The organism is Acidiferrobacter sp. SPIII_3, assembly GCF_003184265.1.
GTDB lineage: Bacteria > Pseudomonadota > Gammaproteobacteria > Acidiferrobacterales > Acidiferrobacteraceae > Acidiferrobacter.
Window position 1 is genome coordinate 2822501 of sequence record NZ_CP027663.1, and the last position, 14138, is coordinate 2836638.

At 65.3% G+C, this 14138-nt stretch carries 15 protein-coding genes and 1 tRNA gene (1 of these 16 cut by a window edge); 6 read left to right on the forward strand and 10 right to left on the reverse strand.

Annotated features, from left to right (window positions below):
- A protein-coding gene (locus C4901_RS14350) for an anhydro-N-acetylmuramic acid kinase (protein ID WP_110137904.1) crosses the window boundary here: on the forward strand, nt 1-599 show its 3' portion. It extends 535 nt beyond the left edge of the window; the window shows 599 of its 1134 coding nt (coding positions 536-1134); the start codon falls outside the window, past its left edge; its stop codon occupies nt 597-599.
- Nucleotides 600-665: 66 nt separating this feature from the next.
- Here C4901_RS14350 and erpA read toward each other — a convergent pair whose 3' ends face one another.
- The 5 genes from erpA to C4901_RS14375 all read right to left on the reverse strand — a co-directional run bounded on the left by erpA (nt 666) and on the right by C4901_RS14375 (nt 4612).
- Nucleotides 666-1022, reverse strand: coding sequence for an iron-sulfur cluster insertion protein ErpA (gene erpA / locus C4901_RS14355; protein WP_110137905.1), 357 nt, complete (start codon nt 1020-1022; stop codon nt 666-668).
- Nucleotides 1023-1089: 67 nt separating this feature from the next.
- Nucleotides 1090-1512: a polymer-forming cytoskeletal protein gene (locus C4901_RS14360; RefSeq protein WP_205736037.1), complete on the reverse strand. Its 423-nt coding sequence runs from the start codon at nt 1510-1512 to the stop codon at nt 1090-1092.
- Between the two features lie 11 nt (nt 1513-1523).
- Nucleotides 1524-2243: a DUF6776 family protein gene (locus tag C4901_RS14365; RefSeq protein WP_110137906.1), complete on the reverse strand. Its 720-nt coding sequence runs from the start codon at nt 2241-2243 to the stop codon at nt 1524-1526.
- A gap of 53 nt (nt 2244-2296) precedes the next feature.
- Nucleotides 2297-3331 carry an N-acetyl-gamma-glutamyl-phosphate reductase gene (gene argC / locus C4901_RS14370; protein WP_110137907.1) on the reverse strand — a complete coding sequence of 345 codons (1035 nt, stop codon included), beginning with the start codon at nt 3329-3331 and terminating at the stop codon, nt 2297-2299.
- Nucleotides 3332-3424: 93 nt separating this feature from the next.
- Nucleotides 3425-4612: a porin gene (locus tag C4901_RS14375; protein ID WP_110137908.1), complete on the reverse strand. Its 1188-nt coding sequence runs from the start codon at nt 4610-4612 to the stop codon at nt 3425-3427.
- 273 nt (nt 4613-4885) lie between these two features.
- Between C4901_RS14375 and C4901_RS14380 the strand changes: the two genes are divergently transcribed.
- From C4901_RS14380 to C4901_RS14390, 3 genes are all read left to right on the forward strand, one after another.
- Nucleotides 4886-8038, forward strand: a complete 3153-nt coding sequence (locus C4901_RS14380; protein ID WP_168185753.1) for a bifunctional diguanylate cyclase/phosphodiesterase — start codon at nt 4886-4888, stop codon at nt 8036-8038.
- Nucleotides 8039-8150: 112 nt separating this feature from the next.
- Nucleotides 8151-8624 carry a hypothetical protein gene (locus C4901_RS14385; RefSeq protein ID WP_145960748.1) on the forward strand — a complete coding sequence of 158 codons (474 nt, stop codon included), beginning with the start codon at nt 8151-8153 and terminating at the stop codon, nt 8622-8624.
- A 206-nt stretch (nt 8625-8830) separates the two neighbouring features.
- Nucleotides 8831-9766: an HNH endonuclease gene (locus C4901_RS14390; protein ID WP_110137911.1), complete on the forward strand. Its 936-nt coding sequence runs from the start codon at nt 8831-8833 to the stop codon at nt 9764-9766.
- A 285-nt stretch (nt 9767-10051) separates the two neighbouring features.
- Here C4901_RS14390 and C4901_RS14395 read toward each other — a convergent pair whose 3' ends face one another.
- The 5 genes from C4901_RS14395 to C4901_RS14415 form a co-directional block, all read right to left on the reverse strand.
- Nucleotides 10052-10423 (reverse strand): hypothetical protein, encoded by a 372-nt coding sequence (locus C4901_RS14395; protein WP_110137912.1) that lies wholly within the window; start codon nt 10421-10423, stop codon nt 10052-10054.
- A gap of 220 nt (nt 10424-10643) precedes the next feature.
- Nucleotides 10644-10717, reverse strand: a tRNA-Gln gene (locus tag C4901_RS14400).
- Nucleotides 10718-10729: 12 nt separating this feature from the next.
- Nucleotides 10730-11122 carry a 30S ribosomal protein S9 gene (gene rpsI / locus C4901_RS14405; protein WP_110137913.1) on the reverse strand — a complete coding sequence of 131 codons (393 nt, stop codon included), beginning with the start codon at nt 11120-11122 and terminating at the stop codon, nt 10730-10732.
- A gap of 9 nt (nt 11123-11131) precedes the next feature.
- Nucleotides 11132-11569 carry a 50S ribosomal protein L13 gene (gene rplM / locus C4901_RS14410; protein WP_065971721.1) on the reverse strand — a complete coding sequence of 146 codons (438 nt, stop codon included), beginning with the start codon at nt 11567-11569 and terminating at the stop codon, nt 11132-11134.
- 341 nt (nt 11570-11910) lie between these two features.
- Nucleotides 11911-12249: a ferredoxin gene (locus tag C4901_RS14415; RefSeq protein ID WP_110137914.1), complete on the reverse strand. Its 339-nt coding sequence runs from the start codon at nt 12247-12249 to the stop codon at nt 11911-11913.
- On the opposite strand from C4901_RS14415, the gene C4901_RS14420 reads away from it, so the two are divergent.
- Nucleotides 12235-13482, forward strand: a complete 1248-nt coding sequence (locus tag C4901_RS14420; RefSeq protein ID WP_110137915.1) for a (Fe-S)-binding protein — start codon at nt 12235-12237, stop codon at nt 13480-13482. The two genes, C4901_RS14415 and C4901_RS14420, sit on opposite strands and share 15 nt — an antisense overlap.
- An 11-nt stretch (nt 13483-13493) precedes the next feature.
- A complete protein-coding gene (gene coq7 / locus C4901_RS14425) occupies nt 13494-14129 on the forward strand; it encodes a 2-polyprenyl-3-methyl-6-methoxy-1,4-benzoquinone monooxygenase (protein ID WP_110137916.1) in 636 nt (211 codons plus the stop codon).
- The last annotated feature ends 9 nt before the right edge of the window (nt 14130-14138 follow it).

Genomic DNA, 14138 nt, shown 5'->3' on the forward strand with positions numbered 1-14138 from the left:
TCGCCAATATCACGATAATCCCCGCCGCCGCTACGAGCGCCGCCACGCAGGGTTTCGACACCGGACCCGGCAACGCCCTGCTCGATGGCTGGGCCCGACGGCACACCGGCCAACCTCAGGATACCGATGGGCGACTGGCGGCTTGCGGGCAAGTGTATGGCGCGCTCTTGGGGCTTCTGAAGGATGATCCGTATTTCGCGGCCGCGCCGCCCAAGAGCACCGGGCGCGAGCACTTCACCTCGGAATGGCTCGATGAGCGCCTGCGGCGGCTCGGCCGGGATCTGGATGCCGCCGATGTTCAAGCGACACTCGTCGCCCTCACCGCCGACACGATCACCGAGGCGCTCGCCCCGCTGGCCCCGGAAGAGGTCTATCTGTGCGGTGGCGGCACCGCAAACCCGGTGCTCGTGGCGGCGATCGCCGAGCGCCTCGCAATCCCGGTCCAAACGACTGCCCGGCTGGGTCTCGATCCACAGCTGGTCGAGCCCACTGCCTTCGCCTGGCTCGCCCGCGAGGCAAAAGCCGGGCGCCCCGGCAATCTCCCATCGGTCACGGGTGCCCGCCATCCGGTCGTGCTCGGCGCCCTTTACCCCGCGTGAGCGCCACAAAAGCGAAGGCCCCTCGCGGGAGGGGCCTTCGGGGACCGCAGTCGATCCGGGTTGACGCTAGACCGAGAATGACGACCCGCACCCGCAGGTGCTCTTGGCCTGCGGATTCTTGATGACGAATTGGGCGCCATCCAGACCCTCCTGATAATCGATCTCGGCGCCCGCCAGATACTGAAAACTCATGGGGTCGACAAGCAGGGTGACGCCGCCCTTGTCGATGCGGGCATCATCCTCATTGGCGTTCTCGTCGAACGTAAACCCGTACTGGAAACCCGAGCAGCCGCCGCCCGAAACAAACACCCGCAACATCAACGCCGGGTTGTTTTCCTCGGTAATCAGTTCTTTCACCTTTTGGGCGGCACTGTCGGTGAAATTCAAAGGGCTCGGCATCTCGGTGGCAACGGCTTCAGTCATGCTGATGAATCCTCGTAAATTCGCTGTCCACCATTATCCGCGCGCCCGGGTGTGCGGTCAAACGGGCCTAGGATATGACCGGATCGGAGGCGCCTATGGCCTTCAGCTTCGGTGTCCCCTTCTCCGCCTCATGGATGAGCCCGCCATTGACCGTGGCGCCGAGGGCCATCTCCAGACTCTTGTAGGTCATGTCGCCGGTAATCTCGGCCTTGGCCTGCAACTCCACGCATTCCGAGGAGTGGACGTTGCCCTTGATCGTCCCATTGATGATGAGATGCGGGACCTTGATATTGCCCGTCACCTCGCCGCGTTCGCTCAAGATCAGGGTGCTGCCGTCGCCCTGCGCGGTAATGTCTCCCTGGACCTTGCCGTCGATACGCAAGCCCCCGGAAAATACCAGGTTGCCGGTGATCTGGGTCTGTTCGCCAATCAGGGTGTCTATCGTGTTGCAGGGCTTTTCGGCCGACTTCTTTCCCATCTTCTCCAGCATGATGCGTATCCTCATTCGTGGGGGCCTGGAGACGTCGGGTTCGGCCACGGATAACTGTGCGTGACGACCCGCCCGCCCGACACGACCCGGACCATGACTTTGTGCGGGATGACATTCGCGGGCACTTTCAAGGGCCCGCGGACCTCATCGAAGTATTTAAAGTGTACAACGCGTGGCGTGTCAACAAGGCTTGCGGTTGACGCGCCCGACGGACGGCCCGCACCTTGCCCCTGAACGGTGAGGCGCACGCGCGCATAAGTCCAGCGATTGGCCGCGAACGGCTGCACCAAGACCAGGCGGTATCGCCAGCCCGACGACGCGCGGATCACCTGGAAATTGTCGATTTCCAGGCCCTTGGCGGCCTTCGAGGCCCCCAGGACGGTCTCATAAAAACCGACGCGCTCCTTCAAATGCATGCGTCTCTCATCACTCTTCTTCAGCGCCGCAGACAGCGCGGCGTAGGCGACGTTTCCCGACTGGAGCAAACGCTTGCTCATGGCGAGCTGCGCGGAAAGCCTCTTGACCTCGTGCCGCAAGCGGACAATGCGGGTGCGTGCCCGGGCCTCGTCATGGGCCGCGCGACCGACGTCGTAGCCGGCCACCGATTCGCCCCACCAAAACAACCCGGCCCCGCCTAGGACGGCGAAGGCGACACCCGCGGCAATCAGCCCGTACCGCGCGACCGGCGAGACGCGCCGCCTTACCACGAGATCACCGATATGGTTTACCACGACACCTCCACGGAAACTCGGGGGAGTATAGCCGGCCGGCGGGATGCGACAACTCAGGGGAAGAGCGCGATCTCGCCGAGACCCTCGGTCTCCCCAAAGCCGCACATCAGATTCAGGTTCTGCACCGCCTGGCCGCTCGCGCCCTTGGTGAGATTGTCGATGGCACTCAGGACCACGACCTTGTCCGTGCCCTTCGGTCTATGGACCGCGATACGGCAGAGGTTGGTACCGCGCACGGTGCGCGTCTCCGGGTGTCCGCCGGCCGGCAGGACGTCCACGAAGGGCTCATCCCGGTAACGCGTCTCGTAGAGCGCCTGTAGGTCGACGGAGGGATCCTTCAGGCGCGCATAGAGGGTCGCGTGGATACCGCGGATCATGGGCACGAGGTGTGGCACGAACACGAACTCGACCGATTGGCCGGCCATCTGCGCAAGCCCCTGGGCGATCTCCGGCTGATGACGGTGGCCGCCCACGGCATAGGCCTTCACCGACTCCGCGACCTCGGCGAACAACATCGGCACATGCGCCCCGCGCCCGGCCCCGCTCGTGCCCGACACCGCCGAGGCCATGAGCGACGACGGATCCACGAGACCGTTTTCGACAAGCGGCAGGAAACCAAGCTGCACGGCGGTCGGATAACATCCGGGATTGGCGACCAGCCGCGCCTTGCGGATCGCGGCGCGATTGCGCTCCGGGAGACCGTACACGGCCTCGGCCACGAGCCCCGGGCAGGCGTGCTTCATGCCATACCATTGCTCCCAGACGGCAATATCGCGAATCCGGAAATCAGCGGCGATGTCGATCATGCGCACGCCTTCGGCAAGCAGCCGCGGGGCATGAGTCATGGCAATGCCGTTGGGGGTCGCGCTCATCACCACATCGCAACCCTTCAAGACCCCCTCGTCCTCGGGATCGGTAAATGCGAGATCACACCGGCCGCGCAGACTCGGAAAGAGGTCCGCCACATTCCGGCCGGCCTCGGCGCGCGAGGTGATGGCGGCCACGGTCACGCGCGGGTGACGGCTCAAGAGCCGCAAGAGCTCGGAACCCGTATAACCCGTGCCGCCGATTATCCCGACCTTGACCATGGAGAACCCCTCTAAAGAGGCCGCCATTGTAGCAGAGCCCCAAAAAAAACGGGGCCCTTAAGGCCCCGTCCGTCGCGTCTTGCCGAATACGACTCAGAACACCTTGCGCATGCCGATCGAGAACACGCTCTGGGTGCCGTTGCTGGCACCCGCCGCGACCGCGACCGCCGAAGACGCCCCGGTGATACGCGTGCGCCGGTAGCCGCCGTAGAGACTGAAACCCTTCTTGAAGTTGTAGAAGGTACCGACCGCCACGTAGCTCACCTTGATGTCGGTGCCGACGAAGTATTTGTCGGTGGTCTCGCCCAACTGCAGCACCGGCGTCCAGTGACCGGCGGCACCGTCGACCCCCAGGAAGTAGTCGCGCGTCGGGTTGGCCTCGCCCGAGGTCTGGAGGTTTTCCACCTGACTCATGACCGCCACCGGACCGAAGTTGTACTTCACACCGAACTTGGTGTTGTTTTGGGCAACACCCGACCCGGGAATGGCATGCGACCCCGGTCCAGGTTGGCCGTTCGCGGGAAATCCATACGCCAAGCCATTACCGACCGCGAGCGGCGCGGCATAGGGCTTGAAGGTCTGGTCACCGGCCGGGGCCGAGGCATGGTCGCGGGCCACGAAGATACTCCAGCCCAGGGCCTTCCATTGCACGGCGGCGGCGTAGTCGCCGTGCTGGGCGGTCAGCTGGCCCGCCGGATTGCTTCCATTCACACCGGCATTCATCGGGCTATAGGCGAAGGCCACATGGAAGCCGCTGAAATCCGGGGACTGGTAGAGGATGGAGTTCGACATGAAGCCGTTCTGGCCGAACACGCCCGCGGACATGCCGCCGTTGCCGCGCGCCTGCAGGTCGGTGGTGACGAAGGCATCCCACATGACGCCGCCCGTGTACTTGTAGGGACTGGCGATATTACCAAGCTCGATGGAGCCGAAGGCGCCCTTCAGGCCCACATACTTCTCGCCGGCGTCGGTACCCGGCGCATACGGGGACTGATCGATGCCCGTGGCGCCGCTATTACCGCCTACGGTGTTGATCTTCAGCATGTAATAGGCCATGCCGGTCAGACCGTAACCCAGCTTCTGGTCGGCCTCGATCCACAGGCGGCCACGGCCGTTATCGAGCATGTTCGTACCCTGGCTCTGCACCACGCCCTTGCTCGTGTCCTTCCAGTACCCGATCTCCCCTTGGGCCATGCCGCCGATCTTGACGCCGGCCACGGCGGCCATCGGGACCACCACCAAGGCCGCGCTCACCGCGGCCGTCAACACCTTGCACTTCATGTTGGAATTGCCTCCTCACCGAACAGGATATTTTCTTTTTTGTTAACCACTAGACGCTGCAACGTCTATCCTGGGGATGTATAGCAAGCGGCCTTGGCAAAAGCAATACAGAAGAGCTTGCTTATATACGACACGACCATGGGGTGGTCTTATGACAGGCAGGCGATCCGGCGGATACGCCGCGAACGTGTCCGCGGGCCTGGGGGTCCATGTCGGTGGCGCGAACGGGGTCCAATCGGCCCCCGTGGGCGACGAGGGGGGCGGATCGTGAGCATGGCGCCGGCGCCTAAAGACCGCGGCCCACACGCCGTCAGCCGTCTGTGGGCGTTTTTCGTACTCGGCATACTCATCACGACGCTCGCCTTCGTGGTCGCCACATGGCGCGAACTCGAACTCGCCACGCGTCACCGCCTGGCCATCATGGCCGCGGCCATCGGACGGGTGGAGCAGGCCTATCTCGAGAACACGTCCGACGGGATGCGCCGACTGAATACCCTCTTGCGCCGGACGCCCCGAGCGGAACGTGCCGGTGTGCTGCGCCGTTATGTGGCTGACCACCCGCACGACACCGATGCCGCCATCATCGACGCCCACGACCGCATCCTGGCGGCGGCCCGACCGCTTGCGATCCCGCCGGCGATGCTGCACCGCGCCATCCCTTCCGTCACGACCCTGTGCCTGCTGCGCCATCGCTTATGCTTCTCGCCCCCCCTGGCCACTTCGGACGGCCATCGGGTCTTGTTCGCGCGGCCATTCGTCGCGCACGAGACCCTGATCCTGGAGCGACCGCTCTCCACCTGGCCGCGCCTGCGCGCGCTCATCCAGAAGCTTCCACCGCACTTCCACATCTTCATCGTGGACCGCAACGGCACCCTCGAATACAAAATCCCGGGTTCGGCGCACGCGCGGTATGCTCGTGTACGCCATGGCGCACTCATGCGCGCCCTGAAGAGGGCAGCGCACCGGGATAGCGGGGCGTTTGCGGGACAAACGCAGACCGGCTGGCGCTTCGGGGCCTATCAGTCCGCGCGCTACGGCCTCGTGGCCGGCGTCAGCCTGCCCTTGAAGAACGTGATTCAGACCTTCGCGCACAGGCTCGCCGTGCCGCTCGCGCTGATATTCGCCCTGCTCGTGAGCGCGACCTTCTACTACCGGGCTTCGCGCCAGGAGATTGCGCGCGCCGAGGCCGTCCAGGCGATGGCCGACAACCGCATCCGCGAAGAGCGGCTGTTTGCCGAGCAACAGCGCGACTTCTACCTGGCGGTGAGCGAGCTGAATCAATTCATCGTGCGCCACCCGGACCCGGACCGGCTGTTCGCCGAGACCTGCCGGATCATCATCGCCTACACCGGCCTGCTGTTTGCCTGGATCGGCCGGGTCGAGGCCTCGGGGGATATACGGGTCGTGGCATTCAGCGAGAAGCGCCCGCTTGGTATCGACTGGTTCCGCTGCGTGTTCACCGCCGACCCGAATCGCCCCGAAGGCCTGGGCACGGCCGGACGGGCGGTGCGCAGCGGGCACACCGAGATCACGGATGATCTCTCCCACGACAACCGTTTCACCCCGTGGCGCGCCATGCACGACCAGGCGGGCACGCAATCGGCGGCCGCCGTCCCGATTCGAACCAAAAACGGGATCGTGGCGATACTCGCCCTCGGATCCGAACGGCTGAACCTGTTTGCGCCGCCGCTCGTGCGCCTCCTGGAAGGCCTGGCCCAGGACCTGGCATTCTCACTCGAGGATACGGAGCGCGAGCAACAGCTCATCCACCAGGCGCGCCACGACGCCCTGACAGGCCTCGACAACCGTGTGCTCTTTCGCCAGAAACTCGAGGCCGCCCTGGCACTGCCCCCGCAACGGCGCAAGGGTCTGGCCGTCGCCATCCTGGACCTGGACGGGTTCAAGGGTATCAACGACCAGTTCGGCCATATCGTCGGCGACGAACTCCTGCGGCGGATAGCATCGCGCATCCGTGCGGCCGTCCCCGCGGGCGCGACGGTCGCGCGACTCGGGGGCGACGAGTTCGGACTGATCCTGTCCCCCGTCGACGAACGGGCCCAGGCGGAGTCCGCCATAGAAGCGATCCGCTGGGCGCTCGACAATCCCTTCGTGGCCGCCGGCCATGAGCAGCTGGCGATAGGGGCCAGCGTCGGGATCAGCCTGTCCCCTGGCGACGGCGATCAGGTGGATGACCTCATAAGGCGCGCCGATCTCGCCTTGTACGAGGCCAAACGCCTCGGCAAGAACCTCTACCGCTTCTTTACGCCGGCCCTCGAGGAACGCCTGCTGAATCAACACCGGCTGCAGCATGAGTTCATCGCGGCCTTGCGCGAACGCACCCCGGTCTTGTATTTCCAGCCCCAGGTGGAGATCACCACCGGGCGTTTGCGCAGCCTCGAAGCGCTGCTCCGGTGGCCGCGTGCCGACGGCCAGATCTGGGCCCCGGGGGAATATTTTCCGGTGATCGAACAGGACACCGATCTCATGCGCCGACTGGATCTCTATGTGCTGGATCAGGCAAGCGCGGCGATCCGCCATCTCGCCCGCGAGGAGATACGCGTCCCGATCGCGGTCAACATCCATAGCCGCCACCTCCTGCATCCGGACTTTTTGAAGGATATTCAGGCGGCCCTCAAAGAGGACCCCGGCATCGCGCGTAACCTGGAGATCGAGATCACCGAGACCAGCGAGCTCCCCGATCTTGCGCTGGCCGGTGAAATACTGGGCGAGTGCCGCGCGCTGGGGCTTGCCATTGCCCTCGACGACTTCGGCACCGGCTACGCCTCGCTCAACTATCTCCAGAAACTACCGTGCGACATCCTGAAGATCGACAAGAGCTTCGTGAGCGACATGGGTGAGAACCCGCAGGACTTCGCGATCGTGAGCGGCATCCTGACCGCGGCGCGCGTCCTGCATCTGACCACCGTCGCCGAAGGGATAGAGCAGCCCGAGCAAGGCCTGCTTCTGCGCGATCTCGGCTGCGAGTACGGCCAGGGTTATGCCATCAGCAAACCCCTCCCCCTCGACGCCGTGATCCACTGGGTGCATGGCTGGCGAGCCCCCGACCTGTGGAGACGACGGCCGGCGAGCGCCGAGGCCGTGCCGTGGCTTGCACGCGCCGGCCATAAAAAGCTGCTGAAGGGCACGATCGAGACCCTGCGGCTTGCCCGCCCCCCGATCCCCGAGACCTCGCTTGCCACCGATTCCTGCCCGCTTCATAAGGCCCTGCAATCCCAGGTCTCCACGCCGCTTGGCACGCTCCACGCCCGCATCCATCACCTCATGATGGAGTCCATGCGCGAGTACGCCTGTGGCGAGCAGGCCGGGGTTACGACCCTCATGCGGCTGCAGGCGGCCGAAGAGGAGTTGGATACCCTCTTACTACAGGCCATCACGGGATCGCACCGTACCGCAACCGGCCATTAGACCCCGACACCGCCGGCCGCAGGCGACACCGGCCCGCCTTGCGCAATGCCATACCGGCGCGCGCCCGACCGCAGACCACGCGGCGTGATCGAAACGGCTACACTTTGGGGACATGCCCACCCATCTCACAAGGCGTCCGAGCGTCACGGCCGGAGAGGCGATAGCCCACATGCTCATGCTGGCGGTCGTCGCCACGGGCGTGGGGGCGTCTTTTTTCTTTGAGATCAGCGACTATCGGGAAGGACCGATCGCGGTGGCCCGCGGCACGGTCACGAACATCTCCATGGACGCGACAGCGGCCTATGATCTCCCACGGGAGATGATAACGGTCAAACTCGCCCACGGTCCCACCGTGGTGGCCACCGCCCCACGCGGCCTGCCAATACAACGAGGCACCCTCGTGATCGTCAATACCTACCGCTATCACCTCACGCGTGATCGCGTCTACCGGGTGCACCGTTTCGCGACTGCCCCGCCTCCATCACCCCTTCCCACCCCCATCGTGTCCCACTCGCCGCGGCCCACTCGCCGCGGCCCACTCGCCGCGGCCCGCGCGCCAGGGCAACGGGCCCATCCCCGCCCCTGACAAGCGGTCGCCACTTTTCCACAAAGCCTGTCGCGAGTAGCATGGCAGGCACACCAATGTTCGCTCCTGGGACGCCGCCACCATAACCACCCGAAGGGGCCTCCAGGGTGCCATGAGCGGCTGGGAGATGACGGGATGAACCGTGAGATCGACAGGGCAGGAACAACCTGCCGTGGGCACGACGGGAACCACGAGGACTGCCGGTCATGAAGACCGTATCGGCGCCGGTCGATGATTCGCTCATCCGCCAGGCGGCCTTCCACCATGTGCGGCGGCTCCAGGATCTGTATGGCCACCTGACCGCCGCCCAGATCCGCGAGGGCTTTGTATTCCACGGGGATCGCATTGCGCTCGTCAACCCGCAGCGCGGCATCTTCAAGCCACGATCAATGCGATCCTGCCTGTCCATCCGAACGGTGTTTCCAAGAAGCGGCGCGCGCATCTGGTATGACGATCAGCGCGAGGCGCACCGCAAGATCTTTGCGGCCCATGAGACCGTGGATTACGCCTTCATGGGCCAGAACCCCGGGGCCGCCGAGAACCAGTGGCTGCGCGAGGCGTTCGCAGACCAGGTGCCGCTCATCTATTTTCTCGGATTCGCGCCCGGTCTCTATCAAGCGATCATTCCGGCGTTCATCGCCGATTGGGATGGGACCCGCCTCGCCGCGCGCATCGCCTTTGGGCTCCCCGATGCCGCGGGGTTATCCTTGCCCGCGACCGCGCCCGAGCGTCGTTATGCCCTCGACACCGTCAAAAGGCGCCTCCACCAAAACACGTTCCGAGAGGCCGTCCTGACGGCCTACGCGGGGCGCTGCGCCTTATCCGGACTCCCCGAGGCACGACTCCTGGACGCCGCCCATATCGTAGCCGACGGCGATGTCGGCTACGGGCAACCGGTCGTGTCCAACGGCATCCCGCTCTCCAAAATCCATCATGCCGCCTTCGATGCGCACTTGATCGGCATTGACCCCGACTACCGCTTGCACGTCTCCGAGAGGCTACTGGTCCAGCGCGATGGGCCGATGCTGGAGGCGCTGAAACGCCTGGACGGGGAAGCCATCCACCTGCCGGCGCGCAATCGCGACCGCCCGGATCGTGAGCGGCTCGCACGGCGATTCGAGGTTTTCCGAAGCGCGCCGTGACGGCCTGCGGCCATGACCTCCTCATGCGCGCTCCACACCAGGCCCCGGCGCCGGATCGCTACCGCCAGAGGATGCGTCCGCGAGTCTTGCGGACCTCGAGCGTGACCGGACACCGATAGAGCCTGTGATTTTCGTCGTCGCAAGGTGCGCACGCTTCCCCGGTCTTGCCCGGCGCGTCCCGAAAAGCCCCCCGCGGACCGCACGGACCCGCGTCTATCGCGGCCGGCGTGATCGCCGCGCCGAGACCATGAGGTCGCGCGCGTCGCAAGGCGTACAGCAGGCCTTTCAGCCAGGCGGCTTGCGCGCGTCGCAGCGAAAGCTATACCCGCCCTCGTGATTGGGGACGAGACCCCATTCACCGACCGCACGGGCGTCGCCGGCAAACCTCTCGCGACGCCGCGCCGCGAGCTGTTCATAGGCCTGTCTCACTTCGCGGGGGGTGGCGCTGGCGCGCATGATCGCCTCCAATGCCTCGAGAATGTCCGGTTGACGCCAGCATGGCATGGCCAGCACATGGCCATTCCACACACAGACGATGAGATCCAGCGCGGCGCGCATCACATCGAGGGGCGGAGACCCGCCAAGCGGTGCCAGCAGCGGCTCACCGAAGTCAAGAATGGTCGCGGAGATCTTGGTGGCAGGGAATGGTGGCGGCAATGGCGCTGGCGGTTTTTCGTGCGGGGCTTCGTCTTTTCACGAGACGGTCTCGGGCATCATGGGCGTGACGACGGTGCCCGAAAGGGTTGAGCCCCGGGCCGTTGCGGGCCCCAACCGCCCACCGATACGCTCCTGCAGGCCGCGCGGGCCGGCGCATCGCTCAATGCGGCTTGCAACGACCGAAGCGGGCCTAGGCGCGCGCCCAGGCCCTGGGCATTATTGGCTGGGGGACGAGGATTCGAACCTCGGTTAACGGAGTCAGAGTCCGCTGTCCTACCACTAGACGATCCCCCAAAGAGGGGCGCCTTAGCGCTTGGAGTACTGTGGCCGCTTGCGGGCCTTGTGGAGGCCGACCTTCTTGCGCTCGACCTCACGCGCATCCCGCGTCAGGAAACCCGCGCGCCGCAACGGCAGGCGCAACGTTTCATCGTAGGCGAGCAAGGCCCGCGCGATGCCGTGCAGCACGGCCCCCGCCTGACCACTCGGACCACCGCCACGCACGTTCACCTTGACATCGAAATGGTTCAGGGTCTCGGTCACCGCGAACGGTTGGCGCACGAGCGTCCGCGAGGTCTCGCGTCCGAAATACTCGTCGACCGGCCGGTTGTTGACCAGAAACGCGCCCTTCCCGCGACTCAAGTACACACGCGCATTGGCGGACTTACGCCGCCCCGTCCCGTAATGCTTGGCTTCGGCCATGTCGGTTCCTTATCCCTTTCTCAGTTCGAGCGGCTTGGGCTGCTGCGCCGCATGCTTATGGTCGCCGCCCGCAAAGACCTTCAGTTTGCGCAACATCTGGCGGCCAAGAGGCCCCTTGGGCAACATCCCGCGCACCGCCGCCTCGATGACCTCTTCGGGCGCGCGCGCCTTCATCTCGGTGAAGGTGTGGGTCTTTAGCCCGCTCTGGTACCCCGAATAGCTGTGGTAGAGCTTGTTCTGGGCCTTACGGCCGGTCACCTGGACCTTTTCCGCGTTCACCACGACGATGTAGTCGCCGGTATCCACATGCGGCGTGAACTCGGGCTTATGCTTGCCGCGCAGCCGGCGCGCGAGTTCGGTGGCAAGCCGGCCCAACACATGATCCGTGGCATCGACGACAAACCAGTCGCGCCTTACTGTCTCTGACTTAGCCGTGAAGGTCGTCATGGAAATCTGTTCCGAGGCGAAGAGTACGAAGCGCCGCATGGTACGGAGGAGCAGCCGCGCTGTCAACGCCTTCCCTGCGATAACAGTTGACCCCTGCGCGCATTGTGATATATAGAGCGGAGAAAAAAAGAAGGCGTGGGGTAGACCACGCCTTGAACCACCACTAGGAGGATGGAGGAGCCGGTATGCGGTCGGGCTCATGGGTCCGATCCGCAGAAAGCATATAATAATTATCTAATATAAGTCCCTCGCTGTCAAGGGCGTCTGTATCCTTGCTTCGTATGACCATGGAGGGAGGGGCTGGTTCCCAGTCCCTCCTTTTTTTAAATCCGGTCAAGTTTTTAAACCCGGTCAAGGCGTAGTCGCTCGACGGGTCGCCCACCCACGACATGCTGCTCCAGGATCTCATCGATGTCCTCGCGGTCGACGTAGGTGTACCATATGCCTTCCGGGTAGACGACAAGGACCGGTCCTTCCTCGCAGCGGTCCATGCACCCGGCCGTATTGATGCGCACGCCGCCCTGGCCGGCAAGCCCCAGTGCCTTGATCCGCTGTTTGGCATAATCCCGCAAGGCGCGCGCATCCTGCTGCTGGCAACACCGCCGCCCGTCGGCGCGCTCGTTCGTGCAAAAAAAGACGTGTTGTCTATAGTACAAGAGGCCCCCATGCCGCTTCTTCATCGCCCAAAACCAAGTGACGACCCGTCACCCACGCTCGCGGCCGCCATACGCGAGGCCAGCGACCGCTGCGTGGCCTGCGGCTTGTGCCTACCGCACTGCCCTACTTATGGGGACAGTCTAAACGAAAACGAGTCCCCTCGCGGACGTATCAGCCTGCTGCGCGCCGCCGCCGACGGCGTCCTGCCGGTCACGCCGGCCTTGACCGCGCACATCGATCACTGTCTTGGCTGTCTTGCCTGCGAAAGGGCCTGTCCCAGCCGCGTCCCCTATGGGGCGCTCCTGAAAAACGGTCGCGCCTTTCTCGCCGGAAAGAGTCCCTGGACCTGGCGCCGACAACGGCACCGGGCCCTGATTCAGGCCGTCGACCTTCCCGGGGCCGTGGCCATCGCGTACGCCGCGGCGCGCACCCTCGGGTCTGTGTCGCGACCACGAGCCGCGCCCATGGGCCTTCGCGATGCCGTGCGCGGCCTGCCCGCCCGACCACGCCCGGCGCGCGCCGACCGTCAAGGCGCGGGCCCGGCCGATGTCGCGCTTTTCCGGGGATGCACCGCCGACCTCGACCGTCCGGTGCTGAATGCCGCCATGCGCATCCTGCACGCCCTCGGTGTGCGTGTGCACGTGCCGCGTACCCAGGGTTGTTGCGGGGCGCTCGCCGCTCATGCCGGGTTCGCTGATATTGCCAGCCGCCAGCGGCGACGCAATCGCCAGGCCTTCGCCGACGGCGCCCCGGTGCTCGTGTCGGTGGCATCAGGCTGCGCCGCCGAGCTTCGCCATTACGACCCGGAACCCGGCGGCCGGTTCCCGGCGGTCTCTGATATTCATCGCTATCTGGTGGAAAAAACCGACCTCGGGCGTCTGACGCTGGCGCCGCTGCCGCAGACCATTGCCGTACACGACCCCTGCTCGCTGCGCAACGCCCTCGGGGGCACGCGCTTTGTCTATGACCTGCTCGCCCGCATCCCGGGGGCACGCGTGATCGAACTGCCGGGCAACGAGGTCTGCTGTGGCGCCGCCGGCGATTACTTCCTTCGTGAACCGGCGCGGGCGCAAGCCCTGGCCCATTCCAAGGCCAGCGCGGCGCGCGAGCTGGGGGCCGATGTGGTGGTGTCCGCCAATATCGGCTGCGCCCTGCATCTCTCCGCGGCGCTCGCCCGGCACGGGGTGGATATTCCGGTCCGGCATCCGCTTTTGGTAGTGGCCCGGCAACTCCCACCACTCGATGACCCGTGTTAGAGTGTCAGGCCATGAGAACATTTAGCCGCCTCGACCGCATCATCGACCAGCTCGACCAGGGCCTGAAGTCGGTGCTCGTACCACCCCCGGCAGACCCCTACCCCGAGACCGTGCCACGGGAGCAGGACGGGTTGTCGCCCGAGGAACGCGTACTCGGGGGACGGCTCATGCGCGTCAACCATGCCGGCGAGATCGCCGCGCAGGCACTCTATCAAGGCCATGCCTTGTGCGCGCGGGATGCGCACGCGTACGACACCCTGCGCACGGCCGGTCGTGACGAGCTTCAACACCTTCACTGGACGGCGGCCCGCATCAAGGAACTGAAGACGCACAAAAGCTATCTCACGCCCGTCTGGTATCTCGGATCCTTCGCCATAGGGGCGACCACCGCCCTGCTCGGCGACAAGGTGAGCCTGGGTTTCGTCGCCGAGACCGAGCGGCAGGTCATCGCCCATCTGCAAGGCCATCTCGCCAAGCTCCCGGCCACCGACCAAAAGACCCGGGCGATCATAGAACACATGGCCGCCGACGAGGCGCGACACGCGGCCTCGGCCATGGAGGCCGGCGGGCAACCCCTGCCCTGGCCGGCGCGGCTCGCGATGCGGCTCGCGGCGCGCGTCATGACCAAAACCGCGTTCTGGATTTAGCGCCCCGCC